Origin of the sequence: Peptoanaerobacter stomatis, from assembly GCF_000238115.1 — a bacterium.
GTDB classification, from domain to species: domain Bacteria; phylum Bacillota; class Clostridia; order Peptostreptococcales; family Filifactoraceae; genus Peptoanaerobacter; species Peptoanaerobacter stomatis.
This window is the reverse complement of sequence record NZ_JH414552.1, coordinates 1-24,623: the sequence shown is the minus strand read 5'-3', so window position 1 is coordinate 24,623 and position 24,623 is coordinate 1. Positions and strand designations below refer to the sequence as shown.

Here is a 24,623-nt window from a genome sequence, read left to right as displayed (position 1 = left end):
TATATGGAAGGCAAACAAAAATATAAAAAAATAGGTCTTCTACTTGCAATTATAGTAATCGGATATATAAGTATGTATATATCAAGTATAGACAAGTTTTGGGAAAACGGACAGGAAGATACAAATACAGCCATAGAAGATGCAATTAGAAAATCCGCTTTGGAATGTTATGCATTGGAAGGCAGTTTCCCTCCCTCAGTAGATTACCTTAAAAAAAATTACGGATTAATAGTAAACGAAGATGCGTATTTTTATCACTATCAAGTGACTGCATCCAATATGATACCGGATATAAAAGTTGTGAAAAGGTGGAGCAATGAATAAAAAGTCTAATGGAAAAACAAGGCTTGAAACTATGCTTGTAATGTTACTGCTCATAGTTTTCGGTATATCAACATACACCTTAGTAGTAGTAACTGCAACATCATATGAAAAAACACAAGCCGAAACTACAGCAAAAGACAATCTTCGCTTGGCATCATCATATATAGAATCAAAATTGAGAAGTGCTAACAAAGATAATGTCAAAATCGTAGACAGCATATTTGACTCACAGTCAAAAGCAATAATTTTAGAAGAAAAGCTTGAAGGTGACACATACCAAACAGCGATATACTACAAAGATAATGCCCTAAGAGAAATTTATATCAAAAAAGGCACACAGTTAGAAGATACTTCAGGTTTTGAAATAGCAAAAATAGATAAATTCGACATAGAAAAATTGCAAAACAATACACTAAATATTTCGTTTGCAACTTCTGCAAATGAACAGGATTATGATATGCAAACCATTGTAAATCTGAACTAAAAGAGGTGTATATATTGAATAATAAAAATAAAGGCTTTACATTAGCGGAGATGATTATATCAGTAGCAATACTGTCCGTAGTCAGCATATATATATTGCAAATGTTCTTAGCCACAAAAAATCTCAGCATAAAATCATACGAAATAGATAAATCTCTAAGGATAAGCAAAAATATAATAGAGCTCATATCCGCAGGTCAGGACATAGAAAACTCAGAAGATGCACTGCTCTCTAAGATGAGGTTCGAAGACGGTGCATATAAGCTTGATTTTGATTCAAATTTTGATTTAGCAAATGAAAACAACAAGTTATACACTATGACTATGAGCATAAAAAAAGAAGACGGACTTAATCAAATAGACATAGAGTTTACAAGATTGAAACCTTATATTATGAAAAATGAATCAAATATTCAAATATCAAGTGTAAGTTCTACAAAAAGAATACAATAATTACAACAAATCTACTCAATAAATTGAAAATAGGAAGATGATAATGAATAGATTAAATAAAAAACAAAAAAACTCCAAAGGAAGCGCAACAATATTGGTAATATTGATAGTGCTTACAGTCGTACTGTTCGGAGTTATGAATATGATGAGTGTATATACATCATATAAAATATCACAAAAAAATTTAAAATGGACAAAACAGTACTACGAATTTGACTCAAAGGCTCAAGTGTTTGCCAATAATATTGCAAAGGTGATAGACAAATACTCCTATAATTCTCAAATAAACCAAGCTGATATATTGGACGAGCTGTCAAAAAATATGGCAGATGACAAAGAAATATTGTTAAATGGAAAAACATTGAATTTGCCTATTGACAAAAATCAAAAAATAGCACAAAATAACTATATAGATGTAGGGGTGTACTTCTTGGGAGAAGATGGCAAAAGAGCCTTTTATATAGACCTTAAAATTCCTCAAGTAAAAGGCAATAAGCCCTATGAAACATCTTATTGGAATAGAGTTTCCGAAAGTTTTGAATACAATACAAACCCTGAATTTAGTGAAGGAGAGGAGATAATAATCCAATGATGGCATTAGACGATATATTAAGATTAGCTGTAGAAAAAAAAGCTTCCGATATATTTATAAGCGTAGGTATAAAACCTACTCTTAAAGTAAGCGGACATCTTGAAACCATAGGTGATGAAGTGCTTATGCCTGACACCGCAGAAGAAATTGTATCAGCCATGTTCAAGAAAAAAGAGCATATGGATGATTTTTTAGCAAACGGAGAAAAAGACTTTTCTTTTTCATTGGCAGGTGCCGGTAGATTTCGTGTGTCCGCATATATACAAAGAGGTTCATATGCCGCTGTTTTAAGAGTATTGGCTTTTGGAAACATAGATATTAATTCTTATGGAATACCTCAGCAGGCACTTGATTTAAGCAAAAAAACAAGAGGACTTATACTGGTAACAGGTCCTACAGGATCAGGCAAGTCCACTACGTTATCTGCGATGATAACACTTATTAATCAAAATCGTTCCTGTCACATACTTACACTTGAAGATCCTATAGAATATCTTTTCAGACATGAAAAAAGTATAGTGGATCAAAGAGAGATAGGCATAGACACTAAAAGTTATAGCTCCGCTCTAAGATCAGCATTAAGACAGGCTCCTGATGTAATACTTATAGGAGAGATGAGAGATTTTGAAACTATGTCGATAGCTATGACGGCTGCCGAAACGGGTCACTTGGTATTGTCCACCCTTCATACCACAAGCTCATCAAAAACGGTAGACAGAATAATAGACGTGTTCCCTCCGGAACAACAACAGCAAGTAAGAGTACAGTTGTCTACAGTATTAAACGGAGTGGTATCACAACAGTTGTTACCTTCAACAGACGGCGGCAGACATGCAGCATTTGAAGTTATGGTTGTAAATACAGCTATTAAAAATCTTATAAGAGAAGGTAAAATACCTCAAATAGATGCTATGATACAAACAGGAAAATCACAAGGTATGATAAATATGGACAGTTCAATAGCAGACTTATATAATTCAGGCAAGATTACAGAAGAAACAGCAAAAAAATATGCTGTCAACCCTGAAACAATATCAAAATATTTCAAATAATACTCAGCAATATTTAAATTGGAATAGACTCATATAGCTTTGACAATATGAAATATTAATTGATATGATGGTTTTGAATAATATGTATTTTGCTATTTTACAATATTCAAATCGTTAATAATAAAAATGTAAAGAAGGTATTGATGTGAAAAAAATTACAATTTTATTTATATCATTAATGCTTTTTTCATTGGCAAATATTGCTTATGCAGCAGAAATACACACTGACAAAGTCTCCAAGGGAGCAGTAGGAGCAAGCCACAGTGCATCAGGCAAAAATCTGAAAGTGATGATAGAAAAAGACGGACAAAAATATTCCTATGCGCTTAGAAATGACGGAAACCCGGATTATTATCCATTACAATTAGGCTCAGGCTCATATAAAGTCAGTGTGCTTGAAAATGTGTCAGGAAACAAATATTCCGTACTGAAATCAGAAAGCATAAATGCCAATATAAGCAATAATAATGATGTATATCTAAACTCCATACAGATAATAGATTGGAAACCCTCAGATCCCGCCATATCAAAAGCAAGCTCTCTAAAAAAATGTAGATGGGGTTTATGGTTATATAATAAAAAATGTAAAATATGACTATGATAAAGCAAAAACAGTAAAACCCGGATATTATCCCGTATTGAATGAAACATTCAAAACGAATAAAGGCATATGTTACGACTACTCATCATTAGAAGCAGGTATGCTAAGAAGCTTAGGCGTTCCTACAAAACTTGTAAAAGGCTACGCAAAAGGTGTAGACGGATATCACGCTTGGAATGAAATTTTGATAAACGGTGCATGGGTAGTAGTGGACAGCACATTTGACGCGGCAATGTGGGGCGGTAACGTCAAATACTCCATGAAGAAAAAAACAAGCGATTATCAAAAAGTATATGAATATTAATAAAAAATGGTTATTATCAGCAGATTGAAATGTTGAACAATAACCATTTTTTGATTTTAAAATTTACCGAATAAGCACAGATAATTTACCGTTTAATGAATAAATTTTGAATAAACGGTTATAAAATTAAGTACACTAATAATTTAGGAGGTAGTATATGAACTTAAAAAAACTTATCGCCATAATTATAGCAGTGATAATACTTGCTGTAAATTTAGCGATAATCAAGGAAAACTTCAGAGATTTTACAGTAAATAAATTAAATCAATTTACAAAGACTAAGACGGATATTACAGAAAATATCATTTCAGGCACAAACTCATCGACAAAAATAGCCGTACTCGGTATATATGACACAATAGAGCTCGGCGACAAACATTCACAACTTATGAATAGTCTCGAAAATATAAGAAATGACGAAGATATAAAAGGCGTAATATTAAATGTTGAAACACCGGGAGGCGGAGTTTATGAATCCGCTCAAATATCAGACAAGATAAAACAAATAAAAAGCGAAAGAAACATACCTTTTTATACAGTTATGGGCTCACTTGCGGCAAGCGGAGGATACTATGTATCTGCAAGCACCGACAAAATATATGCAATGCCCGAAACTATGACAGGCTCTATAGGTGTTATAATGTCATCTACCAATTTTTCCGGTCTTTTTGAAAAATACGGTGTAAAAACAGACGTTATAAAATCAGGAGAATTTAAAGATATAGGTTCATCTACAAAACCTATGAGCGACCAAGATAGAGAAATATTCCAAAAATTGATAGACAATTCTTACGCAAGATTCGTAAAAGTTGTATCTGAAGGCAGAAATATGCCAATAGAAACCGTAAAGATGATAGCTGACGGAAGAGTGTATGATGGACAGCAGGCATTGGAACTTGGACTTGTAGACAAAATGGGATATTATGAAGACGCATTAAATGATATGATAGAAGATTTGGCATTAGACGATCCTAAAGTTATAGAATACGAATATACTGAAAATATAGACAGTTTATTATCACTCTTAGGAGTAAGTTATAGCAATCTTATGAAATCAGAGATGCAAAAGAGCATCGATGCTGTAAAAAATCTGCAAACATCTAATCAAAACAGACCTATGTACCTTTACGGAGGTATGTAAAATGTTATTCAAAAATAATGAAAATTCAGACAAAGTAACAGATTTTATAGAAAAAAATGAAACAAATATGGCAAATAAAGAAAATTCATCAAAAAACCGAAATATAACATTAACCGCCAAAGATATGGTCGATGAAACTGCAAATACTATAATACTTGAAAAATCTGCCATAGCAAATGCAAAACTCGAAGAAGAAACTGAAGAAAACTTAACAAATATAAATTTTAACAAACAAGCTATAGATAAAAAAGTAGACGAGTTTTACAGTGAATACAAAGACGAAAATCATGAAGAATACAACAGCACAGGCGTAAAAGAAACCGTCCCTTCATTTGCGCAAGATGAACCTTCACCCTCAGATATTTATGTAAAAAACAATATGTATGCAGATTTTTGGATAAGAGGTCTTGCATTTTTGATAGACTATTTTTTAGTCTGCGGAATAAAAAACATAATTGATTATTCAAACATATTTACCTTAGGCTATGTATTAAATAATATGATGTGGATAATATTATTCGTACTTTACAACTTCATATCTGTATATATTACAAACGGCTATACCATAGGTAAAATACTTACAAATATTAAAGTTGTACCCGAAAAAAAAGAATATATGGACTTTTCAACAACTTTTGTTAGAGAATTGGCAGGAAAATATATCCTGTTAAAACTTCCTATAATATTTTTCTTCTTAGTATTTTCAAGTAAAAAACACAGTCTTATAGATTATCTTTCTGACACAAGCGTAATTAGAGAAAAATATTTACCATATTTTGAAAAACTTACAAATGATAGTAAAATTCAATAGATTTTTAATTATAATGGTATAAATTTAATAAGACCATTTATAAATTTTTTATATAAATTATCTATTATTCTATCAGTGATTAATATGAAAAGTAATTCCCTACGAAAAGAGGAAAAAAAGTGGATATAAATATAGTAATTAACAAACTTATAATGCTTTTATTTTTAACATTGCTCGGTTATATAGGCAGAAAAAAGAACATATTAAACGATATATATAACAAGGGTTTTTCAGTGCTTATACTCAACTTTACCTTGCCTTGTATGATTATAACGTCAATGTTAAGCACAGGTGCACAAATAGGCAAATTTCAAATTGTACAGATTTTATTATTAGGTTTTTGTATGTACGGATCTTTGACACTTATAGCAAAATTTGTATCAAAAGCTTTCAAAGCAGACGATTTGGAAGACGGAGTTTACAGATTTTGTACAGTTTTTAACAACAATATCTTCATAGGTTTTCCAATTATTCAAAGCATGCTCGGAGATGAAGCCTTGTTTTATGCCGCTGTATTAAGCATAGCAAACACTCTGTTTATGTTTTCGGTCGGAACATATTTTATGAGTAAGCACAAAAAAGCCGAAAAAATCTCCATAAAAAAGATATTAAACCCCGGAATAGTAACATCAGTGATCTGCACAATACTATATTTTTCAGGTTTTACTCTTCCTAATATGTTGAAAGATGTCTGCGAACAAGTAGGAAATATAACAGTACCTCTGTCAATGATAGTAATAGGTGTATCACTTGCGGATATTCCTGTGAAAGATGTTGTAAAAGACATAAAAATATATATTTTCTCAATCCTCAGAATGATTATAATACCGGTATTGTTTTTCTTCATACTTTCACCTATAATAACAGACAAAACTATATTACACGTCATAATAATAACATTAGCCATGCCCGGTGCGACACTATGCGTATCAATGGCGACAGAATATGACTCCGACATTATGCTCGCATCAAAATATGTATTTATGTCCACAGTGCTTTCAATAGCAACAATACCGCTTGTAATAAAAATCATAGCTTAGAATATAATTTTCAATAAATTTTATTAATATATCAGCTCTAAAATAAAAAAATTATACTAATGCCTAATTAAATATACATTGCTCAATTTAATATATTTTTTAAATATGCCGGCATTTCTATATTTTATTTTAAAAAGGTTTAGTATAAAAATGAATATTCAGACACTTAACAAATCAAAGAAAGTAGGCTTATTATGAGTAATATAGCTATAATATGCCATTCAACACATCATGGCAACACAAAAAAAGTTGTTGATGAAATGGCAAAAGCAAGAGAAATAGATATTTTTACAATAACACAAGCAAAAGAACAAGATTTTTCCTCTTATGAATATATAGGCTTTGCGTCAGGCATATACTACCAAAGTTTGAGCAAAGACATACTGAAATTGGCACAAACCATTTGCTTTAATAAAAATCAAAAAATATTTATAGTCTATACCTGTGGTGTAATTAACAAAAAAAATACTTCAAAATTAGAAAAAATTATAAAAGATAAAGGTATAAACATAACAGATACATTTTGTTGTAAAGGATACGACACCTTTGGTCCTTTCAAGCTCATAGGCGGAATTGCAAAAGGACATCCAAACGCAAAAGATCTTGACAATGCTAAAACATTTATAACAAATCTATAACAAATTCTATATTATACTAAACTTATTTTAAAATATCATAAAATATATAAAACTTAATTCAATAAAAATATTACAGATTTAATTTTTTCATAAAGCAATAACAATCTATCTAATTAAAAAATATCAACTTATAAATATTTTTATTTAGATATTCAAGCTAAATAAATATAAAATCAAATTTATAAAACAGAAAGGATAGCCATGTACACATTCGACACTATAGTTGCCCCTGCAACAGCGAGCGGTACAGCAAGCATAAATATAATAAGAATAAGCGGAAAAGACGCTGTTAATATAGGCGAGAAGATTTTTACGCCTAAAATCGCCAAAAACTGCCTGTCACAAAATCCGAGAAAATTAATTTACGGTCGTATAGTACATAACGAAAAGATAATAGATGAAGTAATGGCTTGTTATATGAACGCTCCACACACATTTACCTGCGAAGATGTGGTCGAGATAAACTGTCACGGCGGTAAAAAAAGTGTTGAAGAAATAATATCCATAATACTCACAAGCGGTGCAAGACTTGCAGAAAACGGAGAGTTTACAAAAAGAGCATTTTTAAACGGAAGAATAGATTTGTCTCAGGCGGAGTCAGTTATTGATATAATAAACGCAAAATCTTCAAAAGCATTTGAAAATGCACAAAAACAATTACAAGGCAAATTGTCAAAACGCATTTTCGATATAAATAACACCTTGAAAAAATCTCTCGCACAAATAACAGTCGCCATAGATTTTCCTGAAGAAGACGTACCCGAAGTCACAAGACAAGAGCTGACAGGAGATTTGGATTATTGCATGGAAAATCTCCAAAAGCTCGAAAAAACATACAAGGACGGAAAAATAATATCTGACGGAATAAATATAGCAATTATCGGCAGACCGAACGTAGGAAAATCATCCTTGTTAAACGAACTCTTGGAAGAAAACAGAGCCATAGTTACCGATATAGCCGGCACAACAAGAGATATAATACAAGAAAGCTTAAGCATAAACGGTCTATGTGTAAATTTGGTAGATACAGCAGGAATAAGAGATACATCAGATGTAGTGGAAAAAATAGGCGTTGAGCGTTCAATATCATCAATAGAAAATGCCGACATAATTTTACTCATGCTTGACAATTCAACTGAAATATCAAACGATGATATAAATCTTATAGAAAAATTACAGCAAAAACAATATATTGTACTGATAAACAAATCCGATTTGGATAGCAAACTCAATATAAATCATATACCTGATTTTATTGATAAAAACAATATTATGAACATATCCGCAGAAAAAAAAGAAGGTATAGAGCAATTAAAAGAGAAAATATATTCTATGGCAATAACATATGAAGATGAAAATACAAACTCTGTAATACTCACAAATTCAAGACATTATGCACTCATACAAAATACAATATCCAGCCTTAAAGATGCAAAAACAGCCATATTAGATGATGTGGAGCTTGATATAGTAGAAACTGACTACAAAGACGCACTGCAATATTTGGGAGAGATAACAGGAGAAAGCGTCAGTGAAAGCTTACTTGATACCATATTCTCACAATTTTGTATAGGAAAATAAATTCCGATTTTAAAAATGAATAATCAATAATATTAATACATCAAAAATCCAAAGCTAAAAATTGTAACATAATAAAAACTAAAAATTCAGCATATCTTGTTGTATAATAGTATTATAGAAAAATGTACAAAAGGAGGAGTATTATGCAAGATTATTTGTTATTAGAATTATCTATAAAATCTATCGCAAATAGTGATGACAGATTTATAAGCAAATTATCAAATCTGTCGGCAGTTATATATCAATATATGGACAGACTTAATTGGGCAGGATTTTATATATTAGACGAAACTTGGAACAATTTATACTTAGGTCCATTCCAAGGCAAAATGGCTTGCAGCAATATAAAAATATCTGAAGGCGTATGTGGTAAAGCCGTTAGAGATAATGCCGTTCAGCGTGTATCTGATGTACACAGTTTTGAAGGACATATTGCGTGCGACTCTGACAGTAAAAGTGAGATAGTTTTGCCACTTAAAAAAGACTGTAAAATATGGGGAGTTTTAGATATAGATTCACCTAAAAAAAACAGATTTTCTCAAGAAGACGAAGAGTTTTTAACACGGATGGCGCAAATAATAGGAGAAAATGTATTTGAAGAAAAAAAAGTTTATGAAGGACTTTTTACAAACCAATGGATATAACTCCCTTATAATAGGGAGTTTTTTGTATTTTTTATATGGTAGACTATAATATTAATTTTATATGATTATATAGCTTATACATAATTTTATTAAAAAATAATATAATACTGAAATATATTCAATTAATGGATACATTTATATAAATTATTTACTTTAAATATACTTAATTTTATTTATCTAATAAATTCTTAAAAACAATAATATCCATTATTCTATTAATTTTTGATATAAATTAAAATATTCTTAAATATATTAAAAAATATTTATATTTAAATAATAGTATTATAATTAATCTTTGAAAAGGATATTTATGATAGTAAATGATAAACGATACAACAATATAAACTTTGAATTAAAAAAACATTTTTCACAAAAAATAATCAAACTTTCACTTGATGGAGGCTTTACCTGTCCGACAAGGGATGGCAAACTCGACACAAGAGGTTGTATATTCTGCTCCAAAAAAGGTTCAGGTGAATTTACCAATTTTCACACAGATATACAAATACAAATCGATGAACAGATAAAACTGTTATCAAACAAATGGCAAAATTGCAAATACATAGCATATTTTCAAAACTTCACCAATACATACAAAAACGCAGATGAACTTACGAAATTATATAATTCTGCACTAACCAGTCCGGATGTTATAGGTCTATCTGTTGCAACAAGAGCCGATTGTTTAGGTGATGATGTACTTAAAGTGCTTGATTATTTCAACAAGCATACATATTTATTTGTAGAATTGGGATTACAAAGCATACACGAAGACACCGCAAACTTTATAAGGCGTGGCTATAATCTCAACACATTCGAAAATGCACTCACAAAATTGAATGAGCTTAATATTAAGACTGTTGTACATACAATATTAGGACTCCCCACAGAAGACAAAAACAAAATGATGCAAACTTATAAATATCTGAACACAAAAGATATATGGGGCATAAAAATAAGTCAACTGAATATATTAAAAGACACAGATTTAGAGATTTATTATAGAAAAAATCCGTTTTATATTATGAATGCAGATGAATATATATCCTTCATATGTGATATTATCGAAAACCTGAGAGATGACATAGTCATACACCGTCTTACAGGAGATGGTGCAAAAGATGAACTCATAGCTCCGAAATGGATATTGAACAAAAGATATGTATTAAACGGTATAGATAAAGAACTTAAAAAGAGAGATACTCGTCAAGGAGACTTATACTTTCTCTAATAAATGTAAATTAGAAATTATTTTTAATAAATTGAAACTAAACAATTTAATATTAAAACAATATAAATTGTTAATTTTTATAATACTTGATTACGCTTGAGTAAAGTTTGTTCTATAAAACGTGTAGCACGAGGCGAACAAGTGGAGCTTGAGTGCGTGTACTGTAGTTACACAAGCGAAAGCTCTACGAAGTCTAACGAAGTAAATACACGATTTTAGGGCAAATTTTGACAAATTAAACTGTGAAAATCTTTACATGCTCCATTTAAAATGATAAAATAAATTTAGCAAACGATTTACAAATTTAAAATGAAAAGGAGGAATATTTTATGAAAAAATTTAAACTTATATTGTTGTTTACGCTTATGTTTACAATTTTAAGCTCCACTTGTTCAAATGCAACCGACAAGTACTCCAAAATTTATCCTGATTGCAAAACAAAAAAAGGCAAATACACTATCTCATACACCAAAAAAAAGGGCTTGAACTTATATATAAAAGGAAACAGTAAACCTGTAGTTTCTATTCCATATTCACCTGAAATCCTTGATTACGTCTTGAATGACGAAAAGATATATTATTCCTATAATAAAAAAATTATGCAATTCGATATAAGCACAAAAAAGAAAATCTCCATAAAAGAGTTTAAAAATAATCCTAATATATGTGCTGTAAGAGATGAATACATATATGTAACTGTATATCCTTTTGATGAAAATCACGAAGGAGCATATGAAACTGATTTTTACAAAATAAATATGAAAAATAAAGAAACAAAATTACTTGCAAAAAATGCAAGTTCAATTGTACTTGCAGAAAATAATATATTTTACAGACCTACAACTACCGATGTAAGCGGTCAACCATTATACTCCATAGACTATAACGGCAAAAATTTAAAAAAGATATCAGATGATGTAATACACTACCAAGTAATTAATAAAAAGCTGTACTTTGTTACAGAATCTATCCAAGATTTTATACAAACAGTATATGTATCAAACGTAGACGGAACGGATAAAAAACAACTTGCAGGCAACATAGACGGTTACGTTTATAATATAACACCTACCGATATATATTATTCAGTTATAGGAAATGACACTAAAAACTATAAGCTTAACTTGAGCACAAAAAAAATCGAGATTGTAAAACAAATAAATACCAATGTATATGAGCTAAATTATTAATAATGTAACTCATTAAACAAATAAGTATAATCACATTTTACTATTGAATTTTAAGCTTATTTCAACATTAAAAACCGTCATAATAAAGGAGAAACATTATGAAATCTGCAAAGATACTTGCAATATTTTTATCCCTATTTTTAGGAATGTCCAATATTATATATGCTCAAGATACATTTTCAGCTATAAGCAATGCTAATAAAACACTGAAAAAAGGCGACTATACTTATAAAATTGATTATGTAGACTATAATTTTATATTAAAAGTATACAACAAAAACAATAAGTTGGTGATTTCATTGCCAAAAGTATATTATGCACTTGCAGGAGATAAAGGATTTTATTATTCAACCAACGACTATAACACCTCAAATACGGACATAATATATACAAATTTAACTGACAACTCATCAAAAGTATTATACAGCAAAAAATCGAATGATTCCGGATTTTTAAATGCAGTAAAAGACGATTATCTATATTTTCAAATATCAGACGGAGAAGTTGCCGAAGCAACCATATCGCCTGTATACAAATTGAACCTGAAAACCGGCAAAGCTACAAAAATAATTGAAGATGCAGGAGAAATACACTTATCCGACAACAAGATATTCTACAAAAAAACTTCACGAAATAAAGAAACAGACACATTATATTCAAGCGACTTAAATGGAAAAAATATAAAAGTTGTAGAAAAATTTGCAAATACATTAACAGTCGAAAACAACAAGCTCTACTATGCAGCAAAAAAATCTGACGGAAGTTACTGTATATATGAGATGAGCGAAGATTTATCAGGCAAAAAACAAATATCAAAGCCTTTTTACTGCACGCATATATTGAGCATTACAAGCAAAAGCGCTAAATACACAGTAAAAGAAAACGAAGTAGAAGAAACATACAAAATGGATTTTGCAAGCGGAAAAATCACAAAAATAAATTAAGCTTTCATAAACCGTATAATTATTGATATTATAGTGATTATACGGTTTATTTTTTATATCATATATATTACTCCACTTTCATAAATTTCAAAATCAAAAAATGTATTAATAATTTAATATATTTTTATAATTAATTTAATGTTAATAAGGTATAACAAATATATAATTAATTTAGCTATATGAATTTAATATCAGAAAGGAGAAAACTTATGGGATATGATTTATTAGGATTAATGGCTTTGGGTTATTTAAGTCTGTTCTTAGGTGCAGCGATAATAACTACAATCAATATAGTAGTGTTAATCGCAACTTATCTTTTGACAGGAATATCGCTGTACAAATTGGCTATGAACAATGGACATCAAGACAAAGCTATACTTGCTTGGATACCTGTAGTTAATTTGTATTTAGTGGGATTATTGGCAGGAGATACAAAATTGCTTTCAATAGATTTACCGGCACAATGGTTAGGCATTATATTGGTAATACTTAGAATAATGGGCGGTTTCGGCGATAAATCTCCGTTTATACTTTGGCTTGTATCAACTATACTTATAATATTCGCATTTTACAACCTATACAAAAGAGCCGAATCCCCTTTAGCTGTTATTATGGCTATACTCAGCCTTATACCGTTTTTAAAAGCCATATTCTTATATATTATAAAAGATAGAAACTTATTATATTTTTATGAATAATTTTTTAAACACATAATATCACTATAACAAATTATAAAATCTCTAAAGTTTATATAATTTGTTATTTCTAAAAATATAAATTTTTAAAGCATTTAGTATAATACTCAATAAAAAGATAGATAAATAGCATTGTATAAATTCAATAAGATTTAACAATATTTATGCTTTTCTCATATAAATTATCTATTATCCTATCAGAGTTTAGTATTGACATAAAAAATGAATTGAATGTATTTGATTAGGGATATATTTACGTTTTAGCAATTCCTTCAATCAAATACATTCTTTTTAATATTTTTATTATACGCTTATTTAGCTATATATTAGTATATCTTATAATTTAAATAAGCTTTAATATAATAAAAATTTTCAACATAATTTTTATTTTTAGAACAAAAATTTTTTTAAAAAAGTTTAATAATTATACTTGACCTTATTTTTTTATTGTGGTAGTATTTTATATGTAAGTTTGGGATATTGTTTTCTTTAGTATAAAAGTTTTAATAGAAGATGATATCTTACTCAACTTTTCTATAATTTATAGTAAAATATATGTATAGTATTTGTTTTTTTAATAAATGATGAATATTTTAATATTTTTTTATTTTAAAACTATACTTTTTTTGTAGTAAATATGTGCAAAATACAAAAAAGATATGAATATAATTTGAACTACAATATCTTTTATATATTTGATTAATTTGTTGAAAATGTAATTTATTTTTAAAAATATTATATATAAAAGTTTCATTAAAAATTAAGATATTAAAAAAAATCAAAATTATTCTGAGTTTAAATAGATAAATAATTTATTTATGGGTATGTTGTAATTATCAGTTAGTCTATTTATAAAATATATTTTAATGTATATTGCGCATTTATATTTTTGAAAATTTAAGGAGGCAGTAATATGTTGTATACTACAACACAAGAACACGAGGCGTTTCGTAAAAAAGTAAGAGAGTTTGCAGAAAAAGAAGTAAAACCCATAGCATTTGAACTTGACCAAAATAATGAGTTTCCTGATGAAGTTGTCAAAAAAATGGGTGAACTCGGCATAATGGGTATACCTTATCCTAAGGAATACGGCGGAGCAGGCTTAGACGTTATAAGCTATGCAATCGCTGTTGAAGAGTTATCAAGAGTTGATGGTGGAGTAGGCGTTATATTATCGGCTCATACTTCACTTGGAACATATCCTATAGCGGCATTTGGAACAGAAGAGCAAAAGAAAAAATATCTTGTTCCTCTTGCAAAAGGTGAAAAAATAGGTGCTTTCGGTCTTACAGAATCAGAAGCCGGTTCTGATGCAGGCGGTACAGAAACTACAGCTGAACTTGACGGAGATTATTATATATTAAATGGTGGAAAAATATTTATAACTAATGCCGGAAAGGCTGACACTTATATAGTATTTGCAGTTACTACTCCAGGAATAGGGACAAAAGGTATAAGTGCATTTATAGTTGAAAAAGGTTGGGAAGGTTTCTCATTTGGAGATCACTATGATAAATTGGGTATACGCTCTTCTCAAACTTGTGAATTAATATTCAACAATGTAAAAGTTCCTAAAGAAAACTTGCTTGGAAAAGAAGGTCAAGGTTTTAGAATAGCAATGGCTACATTGGACGGAGGAAGAATAGGTATTGCATCTCAAGCCTTAGGTATTGCACAAGGCGCTTATGAATCTGCACTTGCTTATTCAAAACAAAGAGTACAATTCGGTAAACCTATAGCATTCCAACAAGCTATTCAGTTCAAATTTGCAGATATGGCTACAAAGCTAAGATCAGCAAGACTTCTTGTGTATTCAGCAGCAGACTTAAAAGAAGCTCATGCAGATTACTCTATGGAAGCAGCTATGGCTAAAAAATACGCATCAGACATAGCATTAGAAGTATGTAACGATGCTCTTCAAATATACGGCGGTAGTGGATACCTTAAAGGTATGGATGTTGAAAGATTCTATCGTGATGCCAAAATAACTACAATATATGAAGGAACAAACGAAATAATGAGAGTCGTAATAGCATCTCATATAATCGGAAGACCTCCAAAATCAAATAAATCCGTAAAATCTGCAGTTATACAAAGAAAATCAGTAACAGGCGACAGAAAGAGAACAATATTTAAAGACGGAACAGCAAAAGAACAAGTAGATGCACTTGTTGCAGCACTTAAAAAAGACGGATACGACTTCACGGTAGGTATACCTCTTGATACTCCAATACAATTATCTGAAAGAGTTGTATCAGCAGGTAAAGGTATAGGCGATAAGAAAAATATGAAATTGATTGAAGACCTTGCTAAAAATGCAGGAGCTTCAATAGGTTCATCAAGACCTGTAGCAGAAACTCTAAAATATGTTCCGCTTAACAGATATGTAGGTATGTCTGGACAGACATTCAAGGGTAATCTATATATAGCTTGCGGTATATCAGGAGCTTCTCAACATCTAAAAGGTATAAAAAATGCAACTACAATAGTAGCTATAAATAAAAACGGTAATGCACCTATATTCAAAAATTGCGACTATGGTATAGTTGGAGACTTAGCTGAAATCTTACCTCTTCTTATCAAAGCGTTAGATACAGGTAAGAAAAAAGATGCACCTCCTATGAAGAAGATGAAACGTTCAAAACCTGAAAAATTAGCACCTAACTATAAATTATATGTATGCAACGGTTGCGGATATGAATATAATCCAATGGTTGGAGATTTAGAAGGTGAAATAGATCCCGGAACAGAATTCAAAAATATTCCTGATGAATGGACTTGCCCTGAATGCGGTGAAGAAAAATCAGGCTTTATAGAATTAGAATTCCCATATGCACAATAATTTATGAATATTTTAATACAGCGATTTAAAAATAAAATTTGAAAATATGATTTTTGATTAGATAAAATTTCATCTTATAAATATTTTTACTTTATAGTTAACTTGAATTATTGTTTAATTACATTTTTTCAAATAATTGCAAATTTTAAATCGTTGTATAAAGTCAAAATCGTATAAATAAGATTATTATAACAGGAGGATTACAATGTTTTGTGTAAGAAATATAACTGAAAACTTATACTGGGTCGGTGGAAATGACCATCGCTTAGCACTATTTGAAAATATACACCCTTTGACAAAAGGCGTTTCATATAACTCATACCTATTATTAGATGAAAAAACTGTACTTTTCGATACAGTTGACTGGTCTGTGACAAGAGAATTTTTAGAAAATATAGAAAGCGTATTAAAAGGCAGACCACTTGATTATCTTGTAGTAAATCATATGGAGCCTGACCATTGCGGTTCAATAGAAGAAATAGTAATAAGATATCCAAATTGTAAAATAATATCAACAGAAAAAGCATTTATGTTCATGCGTCAATTCAATTATCACGTTGAAGGTAGAGAAATAGAAGTAAAAGAAAGCGATACATTTGAATTTGGTAAACATAAAGTGGCATTTTTAGAAGCACCTATGGTACACTGGCCTGAAGCTATGATTACACTTGATTTAACAAACGGAGCATTGTTCTCAGCAGATGCGTTCGGTTCATTCATAGCATTAGACGGAAAATTATTCAATGACGAGGTAAACTTCGACAGAGATTGGTTGGACGAAGCAAGAAGATATTATACTAACATAGTAGGTAAATACGGACAATTCGTACAAGCACTACTAAAAAAAGCTGCTCCGCTATTACCTAAAGTAAAATATATCTGCCCTTTGCACGGACTTGTTTGGAGAAACAATTTTGATTATATATTAGATAAATACAACAAATGGTCAACTTATGTACCTGAAGAAAAAGGTGTATTAATAGCATATGCTTCAATGTACGGAAACACAGAATATACAGCACAAGCACTTGCAACTAAGCTTTGCGAAAGAGGAATGTCAAACGTACACCTATATGACGTATCTAATACAGACGTGTCATATCTTATATCAGAAACATTCAGATTCAGCCATGTTGTATTAGCATCAGTAACTTACAACTTAGGTATATATCCGAAAATGCTTAACTACTTGCATGATATGAAAGCATTAAACGTACAAAACAGAACAATATCAGTAATAGAAAACGGATCTTGGGCACCTAAGTCAGGTCAATTAATAAGCAACTTCTTAGACGAAGAAATGAAAATGATAAATATATTAGACCCAATGGTTACTGTAAACTCAGCACTTAAAAAAGATAAAGAATCTGATTTGGACGACTTAGCTGATGCAATAGTAGAATCAATGAAATTAAACGAAAAATAAATAATTGTTTATATCTTATTTAAAACTTATATAAAAAATCTCCTTATTATAAATATGGAGATTTTTTTCTATTGTATAATTTTATTTATACAGTTATAATGAATTTTATAAATATTAATTACCATTTACATATAATACCTAATTAATATAAGTTATTACAGTTATATAAGGAGGCATTATGATTTTAAAAAATATGAATTGTTGTGAGAAAAAACAGCTATTTTTAAAAATAAATGATGAATTTGAACAAATACCCTTCACATTTATAAAAGGTAAAAAACAAGGACTAACAGCCCTTATAACAGCCGGAGTACATGCCTGTGAATATACAGCTATAGAAACTGCAAGAAGACTTTCAAAGGAAATAGATGCAAATGATGTAACAGGTAATATAATAATTGCAAACCTTTTAAATGTAGAAGCATTTAGAAAGAGAATTCCATTTATCGTACCACAAGATAACAAAAATTTGAACAAAGTTATGCCTGGAGATAAAAACGGTACTAAATCAGAACAGATAGCATATTTTTTGTGCGAAAATTTTACAAAAATATCTGATTTCGCATTAGACTTGCATTCAGGCGATTTACAAGAAGAACTCACACCTCACTTATACTATATCAAATCACAAGAAAAAAGATGTATAGAGTTTGCAAACAAGACAGATATACCATATGCAGTACCTGTAGAAAACTCAAAAGCACTTTACGGATATATGTCTATCTTAAATAAACCCGCATTACTTATGGAGCGTGGACAAATGGGCAATGTTGATAGAGATGAAGTAGATAAGTTTGTAAATGATGTTAAAAATATATTGTGCTCACAAGGGATTTATGATTACAAAAACTGTTCAAAAGAAGATAAAATGACTCAAATAATAAAAAAATCTATATATAAAACAGCAGATATAGACGGTTTTTTTATAAGTCACAAAAAAGTTGGTGAAACAGTGAAAAAAGGCGAAGAATTATACACAATAGAAGATGTTTTCTCAAACACAAAAAGCATATATAAAGCTGAATTTGACGGAATAATTTTATATAAGTGCGGTGCATTGGCAATAGAAAAAGAACACACTTCAATAGCATACGGCAGTATATAATACTAAAAAATATATTTATAATACAACTTAATATAATAATGGATATTTCTATTTTTAAGAATTTATTAGCAATACTGAAATTTTATAGAATATTTTAAAATAAAGCATTTATACTATTTTCTAATAAAATTATGGATAACTTATATAATTATATACCATTAATATAAACAGTTTATTTTAAAAATTAATTATTATGTTTTTCCATTATTCTATAAGATTTTAGTATTATATTAATGTGTATTATTTATCCATAATTTTATGTATAATAGTATTAAAATATGCTCAAATTTATTTTGCAATCAATACTACTAACACTTTTAAATATCTGTTTTTTAGATATTTATAGAAAGTGCTCAAGCAAAATAATCTGAGCATTATATTTTTTAAAAAATATCCATATTTACCATATAATCATATCATTATATATTACAAAATTAATATTTTTTCACCGATAATATATAGTTTAAAATTTTATCTATTAAAAATGACAAAAATAATATTATGACTATCCACGAAAATACACCTGCAGTATTTATGTAAATTTTTTCTAAATACAACTTACTGCCTATTGCGTATTTGGGTTGTGATATTACTTCTCCTGCTATTACCATCTTAAAGTTTATAGAAAATGATGTAGGTATTATTTTTTTTAGATCTATAAATATCTTAGGCATATATATTTTTTTTATTCTTTTTTTAAAATCTATGTTATATACGTCCAACATCTTTATTATCTTTTTGTCATAATCATACATACTGCAAAATACACTTTGATATATCATAGGAAATACCATTATACAGCCTATAAGCATACTCACAAAATTAGGTCTTAGCCATATGAGCATCAAAAGTATAATTGCAACTGTAGGTATACTTGCACATATTTTTGTTATAAATATGAATATTTCTTTTAAAAATTTGTTGCAAAAAGATAATACTCCTGAAAAAACGCCGAGCATTACAGCTGTCAAAAAACCTGTAATGCTCCTCAATAAACTGTTTAATATGGTTAAATAAAAATCATCTTCACTAATTACAACAACTATTTGTTTGATAGTTGCGTTTATGCTTGGAATTATAACTTCAGAGTTTACAATCATAGAGCTTATCTGCCAGATAGCTAAAAATATTATAAACACTGAAATTTTTAATTTTTTATTTTTCATAATATGCGTTTAAATCCGGTACTTTGCCACCTATACTTTGAGGATTGTCCTCTTTTAACATTTCAAAGTATTTATCATAATCTTTTGTGCTTGTAATCACAAAGTTACCTATGTTCATATTTTCAAGACCTTTTATTACAGCCGGTTTTTGTACTCCCAATTCATACATTTCACTTAATGTAGCCAAGCCTTCTTTGTTTTCAACTGCCCATTTAATTGAATTTTCATAGCTTGCTATAATTGTATCCACTAAATCTTTATCTTTTTCAATAAGTTCTTCTTTTACTATAAGTGTGGCTTGAGGATATCCGTTTTCCATTCCGGCTTTTTTTGCCTCTTCATTCAAGCTTGCAAGTCTTACAGCTTTTTCATCTTTAAGTGTTATCGCTGTTGCCATAGGCTCAGGTGCTACAACTATATCAGCTTTCCCTCCCAAAAATGCCGGTGCTATTTCTGTAGGAGATGACAAATATTCCATCTCAACATCTTTATCAGGATTAATTCCGTTAGATTTTAAAGCAAATCTCGTCATCAAATCAGGTGTCAAACCTTTTGCAAAAAGTGTTAATTTTTTTCCTTTTATATCTGCTAAAGTTTTTACACTTTCATCTTTAGATAATATATAGGCATTTCCCCAAACACTTGTACCTACTATCTTATACCCAAGTCCTTTGTTGTATGCTGTCGCTGCAAAATTGGAAGGTACTATCGCTATATCAGCCTCTTTGTTCAAAACTTTTGAAGTCAAAACATCAGGTGATGCTACCATATCATAATTTATATTTTCGATTGCCTTTTCATCCATCATCTTGGCAAGTGTAAGCGCCGTAACTCCATCTCTGAATACTATGTTTACTTTAGAATCCTTTGATTTATCTTCATCTTTTTTTGTTTCACCTTGTTCAGTTTTAGAAGTGTCAGGTATTTCTTCTTGCTTAGTGTTTGTACAAGCTGTAAACAGCATGGTAAGTAAGATCATAAAAATAAATAAAATTTTAGATTTATTTTTCATAAAAATCCTCCTGATTTATAAAAATAATTTTTTAATTTAAAAACTAATTAAAAATAAATATCATATATATTTTATATTTATTCTAACATCTTTTTTTAATCATATCAATACAGTTTTAAAATTTATACTAATCATCAATCAAAAAACTATGCAATATAATATACTTTAATCTTACTTATTTATTTTTATATCCTAAATTATCCAACAACTCTTGTTTTGCCATATTCTCAAATCTGTCATCTAAGGCAGACAACTCCACTTCTTTATAATCCTTTGACAATGATTTTTTTATTATAAAATCTGCTAAATTTGGATTTTTAGGTAACAAAGGTCCGTGCATATAAGTACCAATAACATTCTTATAAAAAAAGCCTTCATACTTTGAATTATAATGGTTACCGTTGCCAAATATAACTTTTCCAAAATACTTGTCATCTGCGTCATAAGTTTGACCGCCATGATTTTCAAAACCTAAAACCTTGAATTTATCGTCTCCTAATTCCACATCAATATAGATATTACCTATACATCTGTCATTTTTTTGTGATTTTTCTGTTCTGTATGGAAAAAATTTCAAGCCTTGTATTTTTTCTCCGTTCGCATTTACATAATATTGACCAAACAACTGATATCCACCACATATAAGCAAAAAAAACACATTATCTTTTAAGGCTTTTTCAAGTCCTTCTCTTTTATTTTGCAAATCCTGTGAAAGCATCAACTGCTCTTTGTCAGCTCCTCCACCCATAAATATAAGATTGTATGAGGAATAGTCTTTTTGTTCACCTATAGAACAGGTATCATAAATAAAATCAATATTTCTCATCTTACATCTATATTCCAATGTCTTTATATTTCCCTTATCTCCATACAAATCCATAATATCGTGATAAAGGTGCAATAATTTAAGCTCCATAAATACCTCTATTTTCTATTTAATACTTATATTTTGAAATAGTTTTTATTATTAATATACAGGTATGTTCAAACATATTAAAAAAATCTTTAAAAACCCATATTAATTATAATAACATAAAAACAAATCATATAGAAATCAAAACTATATTATACTTCCAATGAAGAATAATGTTAAAATCCATTGTTCTAATTTTAAACGTATAATTTTTTTGATATTCATCATTCTTCGTCTCTATTTTTATACTTTAAAGTCTAAAAGTTTTTTCCTTATGTCAAATAAACCTGTATATGTTGAAATAACATACATATCCATATTTGTATCAAGCATTTTTGCAATGGCTTTATCGATATCTTTTTCAACTGCAATATTTTCCGATATATTGGAGAGTTTGAACCTTACAGCAGCTTCGTATGCACGTTTACCTGTAATTATAGCATATTTTAAATTATTAATCTGTTCAAAATTTACATCCCATATCCACGAAATATCTCTTCCATCTGCATGATTATCATTTAACAAGAATATCAATGCTTTTTCATTTTTATTATTTCCTATATATTTGATTATTTCGTTACAACCTGTCGGATTTTTTACTAAGTTTAAGAGTATTTTTTTATCTCCTATATTTATTTTTTCCATTCTGCCTATTCCAAGGTTGAAGTTTTTGAATACTGTGTTTATATCATCTGAACTTATACCATAAGTTTTACCTACCGCAAGTGCAGATACAAGATTATATATATGATAAGTAGCATTTATAGAAGTTTTGTATTTTTCTATCTTTTTGTTTGGTATTTCATCAAATTCTTTCTCACTATTAGCAATGACTTCTACTTCAAACGTGTTATCTTCATAATTTATATCTTTTGCCAGATAATTAGGCATATCTGATTTAAAATCGCAATTTTTACAATGATATTTGCCTATATGAGAATACTGATAATACTCATATTCAAGTATACCATTACAAATAGGACAAAATTTACCTTCTTTTGCATCAAAATTTTCTGTTTTCGCATTTTTTTCTTTACCAAGACCGAAACTTACAATTTTGATGTCTTTTGATATTTTAGAGAATCTTTTCACATTGGGATCATCTTCATTCAAAAATAGCCTACCCTTATAATTTTCCATAGCCTTAGAGATTTTTAAAATTATGCTCTCCATTTCGCCTGCTCTGTCTAATTGATCTCTAAAAAAATTTGTTATAACTATATCACTTGCTTTTATATTTTTAAGTTGTTTAGCCAATGTAAGCTCATCTATTTCTATAATAAGAGCATCTGCGATTATTTCAAAAGTAAAATTTGAATTTTTTATAAGTAAACTTGTTATTCCGTTTATTATATTATCTCCTTTAGAATTGGAAACCGTCTTATATCCTGCTCTTTTAAATATATTGGCAATTATATTTGATGTTGAAGTTTTACCATTAGTACCTGTAACAAGTATTGTTATTTTCGGATACTTAAAATATGAAAGCATATTAGAACAAAATCTTATGGCAGTTTTTCCTGGAAGAGAGCCTCCACTTCTACCAAATATTTTAAGCAAGAAAAAAATTATTTTTCCTAAAATTAAAGCAAAATATCTCATAACCCCTCCAGTAATTATGGTTATAATACTATAGTAAAAATCTTTCTTTAGTTAAAATAAACTTATGATAATAGTATTAATACTAAAATCCAATAGAAAAATAGTATTGTATAAATTTAATAAAATATAACAGATATTTATAGAACACTCAAATAAATTGTATATTGTTATACTTAGAAATATATCTATTAATCAAACGAATATTAGTATAATATAAACTTATACTATTTTCTAATAAAATTATGGATAACTTGTATAATTATATAAAATTAATATACATAGTCTACCAGAAAAATTAATTGTTATGATTTTTCATTATTATATAAGATTTTAGTATTATACAATATACATATATAATAAATAAAAAAGAGAAAAAAAGCAATAAAAAAAGACAAGCATAAATGCCTGCCTCCTTTATCCAATTGGCTATGACCTACTCTCCCAAGACCCTGCGGTCTAAGTACCATCAGCGATGAAGAGCTTAACTTCTGTGTTCGGTATGGGTACAGGTGTATCCTCTCCTCTTTTATAACCATATTGTTTCTTTCGATTGATATACTTCGCATAACTTCGTTAAGTTTCATATCGCTCGTCGGTCACGTAGCCTTAGTACGCTCTCTCCTTACTCATTCACTTGCCTCGTTCTGCTTGTATCTGAATCGAAATAATTTTCATTTGTTATTTAAAAACATAATTTATTGGTGGAGACAAGGAGATTCGAACTCCTGACCCCCTGCTTGCAAGGCAGGTGCTCTCCCAACTGAGCTATGCCCCCATCATATCTTTCAGCTATACTTTGCACAATGAAAACTGCATATCATCTGTTAGGTTAA

24 protein-coding genes, 1 tRNA gene and 1 rRNA gene are annotated in these 24,623 nt (G+C 29.3%); 20 read left to right on the top strand and 6 right to left on the bottom strand.

Annotated features, from left to right (window positions below; all coding sequences use genetic code 11):
* Positions 1-3: 3 nt before the first annotated feature.
* The 20 genes from HMPREF9629_RS05875 (at position 4) to HMPREF9629_RS05785 (ending at position 19,097) form a co-directional block, all read left to right on the top strand.
* Complete coding sequence (locus HMPREF9629_RS05875; RefSeq protein WP_009525454.1) at positions 4-324, top strand: hypothetical protein; 321 nt, start codon at positions 4-6, stop codon at positions 322-324.
* A complete protein-coding gene (locus HMPREF9629_RS05870) occupies positions 317-808 on the top strand; it encodes a DUF4860 domain-containing protein (protein ID WP_009525453.1) in 492 nt (163 codons plus the stop codon). Before HMPREF9629_RS05875 ends, HMPREF9629_RS05870 begins: the two co-directional genes overlap by 8 nt.
* A gap of 14 nt (positions 809-822) precedes the next feature.
* Positions 823-1,260, top strand: coding sequence for a type IV pilus modification PilV family protein (locus HMPREF9629_RS05865; protein ID WP_009525452.1), 438 nt, complete (start codon positions 823-825; stop codon positions 1,258-1,260).
* A 43-nt stretch (positions 1,261-1,303) separates the two neighbouring features.
* Entirely contained in the window at positions 1,304-1,852 is a 549-nt protein-coding gene (locus tag HMPREF9629_RS05860; protein ID WP_009525451.1) for a hypothetical protein, read from the top strand.
* Positions 1,849-2,904, top strand: a complete 1,056-nt coding sequence (locus HMPREF9629_RS05855) for a type IV pilus twitching motility protein PilT (RefSeq protein ID WP_009525450.1) — start codon at positions 1,849-1,851, stop codon at positions 2,902-2,904. Before HMPREF9629_RS05860 ends, HMPREF9629_RS05855 begins: the two co-directional genes overlap by 4 nt.
* 145 nt (positions 2,905-3,049) lie before the next feature.
* Entirely contained in the window at positions 3,050-3,499 is a 450-nt protein-coding gene (locus HMPREF9629_RS12190) for a hypothetical protein (RefSeq protein ID WP_009525449.1), read from the top strand.
* Complete coding sequence (locus HMPREF9629_RS12185) at positions 3,477-3,809, top strand: transglutaminase-like domain-containing protein (RefSeq protein WP_330367842.1); 333 nt, start codon at positions 3,477-3,479, stop codon at positions 3,807-3,809. Before HMPREF9629_RS12190 ends, HMPREF9629_RS12185 begins: the two co-directional genes overlap by 23 nt.
* Positions 3,810-3,966: 157 nt before the next feature.
* Positions 3,967-4,950: a signal peptide peptidase SppA gene (gene sppA, locus HMPREF9629_RS05845; RefSeq protein ID WP_009525447.1), complete on the top strand. Its 984-nt coding sequence runs from the start codon at positions 3,967-3,969 to the stop codon at positions 4,948-4,950.
* 1 nt (position 4,951) lies between these two features.
* Positions 4,952-5,761, top strand: a complete 810-nt coding sequence (locus tag HMPREF9629_RS05840; RefSeq protein WP_009525446.1) for an RDD family protein — start codon at positions 4,952-4,954, stop codon at positions 5,759-5,761.
* A 119-nt stretch (positions 5,762-5,880) separates the two neighbouring features.
* Complete coding sequence (locus HMPREF9629_RS05835; protein WP_009525445.1) at positions 5,881-6,801, top strand: AEC family transporter; 921 nt, start codon at positions 5,881-5,883, stop codon at positions 6,799-6,801.
* A 194-nt stretch (positions 6,802-6,995) separates the two neighbouring features.
* On the top strand, positions 6,996-7,439 hold the full coding sequence (locus HMPREF9629_RS05830; RefSeq protein ID WP_009525444.1) for a flavodoxin family protein: 444 nt from the start codon (positions 6,996-6,998) through the stop codon (positions 7,437-7,439).
* A gap of 201 nt (positions 7,440-7,640) precedes the next feature.
* Positions 7,641-9,020 carry a tRNA uridine-5-carboxymethylaminomethyl(34) synthesis GTPase MnmE gene (gene mnmE / locus HMPREF9629_RS05825; RefSeq protein ID WP_009525443.1) on the top strand — a complete coding sequence of 460 codons (1,380 nt, stop codon included), beginning with the start codon at positions 7,641-7,643 and terminating at the stop codon, positions 9,018-9,020.
* Between the two features lie 143 nt (positions 9,021-9,163).
* Positions 9,164-9,664, top strand: coding sequence for a GAF domain-containing protein (locus tag HMPREF9629_RS05820; protein ID WP_009525442.1), 501 nt, complete (start codon positions 9,164-9,166; stop codon positions 9,662-9,664).
* 310 nt (positions 9,665-9,974) lie between these two features.
* Positions 9,975-10,895: a TIGR01212 family radical SAM protein gene (locus tag HMPREF9629_RS05815; protein ID WP_009525441.1), complete on the top strand. Its 921-nt coding sequence runs from the start codon at positions 9,975-9,977 to the stop codon at positions 10,893-10,895.
* A 329-nt stretch (positions 10,896-11,224) separates the two neighbouring features.
* Positions 11,225-12,085, top strand: coding sequence for a DUF5050 domain-containing protein (locus HMPREF9629_RS05810; RefSeq protein WP_009525440.1), 861 nt, complete (start codon positions 11,225-11,227; stop codon positions 12,083-12,085).
* Positions 12,086-12,183: 98 nt separating this feature from the next.
* Positions 12,184-13,029: a DUF5050 domain-containing protein gene (locus HMPREF9629_RS05805; protein WP_009525439.1), complete on the top strand. Its 846-nt coding sequence runs from the start codon at positions 12,184-12,186 to the stop codon at positions 13,027-13,029.
* Positions 13,030-13,238: 209 nt separating this feature from the next.
* Positions 13,239-13,727, top strand: coding sequence for a hypothetical protein (locus HMPREF9629_RS05800; RefSeq protein ID WP_009525438.1), 489 nt, complete (start codon positions 13,239-13,241; stop codon positions 13,725-13,727).
* Positions 13,728-14,637: 910 nt separating this feature from the next.
* On the top strand, positions 14,638-16,566 hold the full coding sequence (locus HMPREF9629_RS11500) for an acyl-CoA dehydrogenase family protein (RefSeq protein WP_009525437.1): 1,929 nt from the start codon (positions 14,638-14,640) through the stop codon (positions 16,564-16,566).
* 205 nt (positions 16,567-16,771) lie between these two features.
* Positions 16,772-17,992: an FprA family A-type flavoprotein gene (locus tag HMPREF9629_RS05790; RefSeq protein WP_009525436.1), complete on the top strand. Its 1,221-nt coding sequence runs from the start codon at positions 16,772-16,774 to the stop codon at positions 17,990-17,992.
* 178 nt (positions 17,993-18,170) lie between these two features.
* On the top strand, positions 18,171-19,097 hold the full coding sequence (locus HMPREF9629_RS05785; RefSeq protein ID WP_009525435.1) for a M14 family metallopeptidase: 927 nt from the start codon (positions 18,171-18,173) through the stop codon (positions 19,095-19,097).
* A gap of 434 nt (positions 19,098-19,531) precedes the next feature.
* On the opposite strand, the gene HMPREF9629_RS05780 is transcribed toward HMPREF9629_RS05785, so the two are convergent.
* The 6 genes from HMPREF9629_RS05780 to HMPREF9629_RS05755 form a co-directional block, all read right to left on the bottom strand.
* A complete protein-coding gene (locus HMPREF9629_RS05780) occupies positions 19,532-20,263 on the bottom strand; it encodes an ABC transporter permease (RefSeq protein WP_009525434.1) in 732 nt (243 codons plus the stop codon).
* Positions 20,253-21,275, bottom strand: a complete 1,023-nt coding sequence (locus HMPREF9629_RS05775; protein ID WP_009525433.1) for an ABC transporter substrate-binding protein — start codon at positions 21,273-21,275, stop codon at positions 20,253-20,255. Before HMPREF9629_RS05775 ends, HMPREF9629_RS05780 begins: the two co-directional genes overlap by 11 nt.
* Before the next feature lie 175 nt (positions 21,276-21,450).
* Entirely contained in the window at positions 21,451-22,191 is a 741-nt protein-coding gene (locus HMPREF9629_RS05770) for a type 1 glutamine amidotransferase (RefSeq protein ID WP_009525432.1), read from the bottom strand.
* Between the two features lie 240 nt (positions 22,192-22,431).
* Positions 22,432-23,790 (bottom strand): Mur ligase family protein, encoded by a 1,359-nt coding sequence (locus HMPREF9629_RS05765; RefSeq protein WP_009525431.1) that lies wholly within the window; start codon positions 23,788-23,790, stop codon positions 22,432-22,434.
* 420 nt (positions 23,791-24,210) lie between these two features.
* Positions 24,211-24,327 (bottom strand): 5S ribosomal RNA (rrf, locus tag HMPREF9629_RS05760).
* A 162-nt stretch (positions 24,328-24,489) separates the two neighbouring features.
* A tRNA-Ala gene (locus HMPREF9629_RS05755) sits at positions 24,490-24,565 on the bottom strand.
* Positions 24,566-24,623: the final 58 nt, after the last annotated feature.

Excerpts from the sequence above, each read along its gene's own strand:
- HMPREF9629_RS05820 (WP_009525442.1), top strand. The coding sequence starts at position 9,164 with ATGCAAGATTATTTGTTATTAGAATTATCTATAAAATCTATCGCAAAT.
- HMPREF9629_RS05790 (WP_009525436.1), top strand. The coding sequence starts at position 16,772 with ATGTTTTGTGTAAGAAATATAACTGAAAACTTATACTGGGTCGGTGGA.
- HMPREF9629_RS05810 (WP_009525440.1), top strand. The coding sequence starts at position 11,225 with ATGAAAAAATTTAAACTTATATTGTTGTTTACGCTTATGTTTACAATT.
- HMPREF9629_RS05855 (WP_009525450.1), top strand. The coding sequence starts at position 1,849 with ATGATGGCATTAGACGATATATTAAGATTAGCTGTAGAAAAAAAAGCT.
- sppA (WP_009525447.1), top strand. The coding sequence starts at position 3,967 with ATGAACTTAAAAAAACTTATCGCCATAATTATAGCAGTGATAATACTT.
- HMPREF9629_RS05765 (WP_009525431.1), bottom strand. The coding sequence starts at position 23,790 with ATGAGATATTTTGCTTTAATTTTAGGAAAAATAATTTTTTTCTTGCTT.
- HMPREF9629_RS11500 (WP_009525437.1), top strand. The coding sequence starts at position 14,638 with ATGTTGTATACTACAACACAAGAACACGAGGCGTTTCGTAAAAAAGTA.
- HMPREF9629_RS05815 (WP_009525441.1), top strand. The coding sequence starts at position 9,975 with ATGATAGTAAATGATAAACGATACAACAATATAAACTTTGAATTAAAA.
- HMPREF9629_RS05780 (WP_009525434.1), bottom strand. The coding sequence starts at position 20,263 with ATGAAAAATAAAAAATTAAAAATTTCAGTGTTTATAATATTTTTAGCT.
- HMPREF9629_RS05775 (WP_009525433.1), bottom strand. The coding sequence starts at position 21,275 with ATGAAAAATAAATCTAAAATTTTATTTATTTTTATGATCTTACTTACC.
- HMPREF9629_RS05870 (WP_009525453.1), top strand. The coding sequence starts at position 317 with ATGAATAAAAAGTCTAATGGAAAAACAAGGCTTGAAACTATGCTTGTA.
- HMPREF9629_RS05875 (WP_009525454.1), top strand. The coding sequence starts at position 4 with ATGGAAGGCAAACAAAAATATAAAAAAATAGGTCTTCTACTTGCAATT.
- HMPREF9629_RS05860 (WP_009525451.1), top strand. The coding sequence starts at position 1,304 with ATGAATAGATTAAATAAAAAACAAAAAAACTCCAAAGGAAGCGCAACA.
- HMPREF9629_RS05840 (WP_009525446.1), top strand. The coding sequence starts at position 4,952 with ATGTTATTCAAAAATAATGAAAATTCAGACAAAGTAACAGATTTTATA.
- HMPREF9629_RS05800 (WP_009525438.1), top strand. The coding sequence starts at position 13,239 with ATGGGATATGATTTATTAGGATTAATGGCTTTGGGTTATTTAAGTCTG.
- HMPREF9629_RS05805 (WP_009525439.1), top strand. The coding sequence starts at position 12,184 with ATGAAATCTGCAAAGATACTTGCAATATTTTTATCCCTATTTTTAGGA.
- HMPREF9629_RS05785 (WP_009525435.1), top strand. The coding sequence starts at position 18,171 with ATGATTTTAAAAAATATGAATTGTTGTGAGAAAAAACAGCTATTTTTA.
- mnmE (WP_009525443.1), top strand. The coding sequence starts at position 7,641 with ATGTACACATTCGACACTATAGTTGCCCCTGCAACAGCGAGCGGTACA.
- HMPREF9629_RS05830 (WP_009525444.1), top strand. The coding sequence starts at position 6,996 with ATGAGTAATATAGCTATAATATGCCATTCAACACATCATGGCAACACA.
- HMPREF9629_RS05770 (WP_009525432.1), bottom strand. The coding sequence starts at position 22,191 with ATGGAGCTTAAATTATTGCACCTTTATCACGATATTATGGATTTGTAT.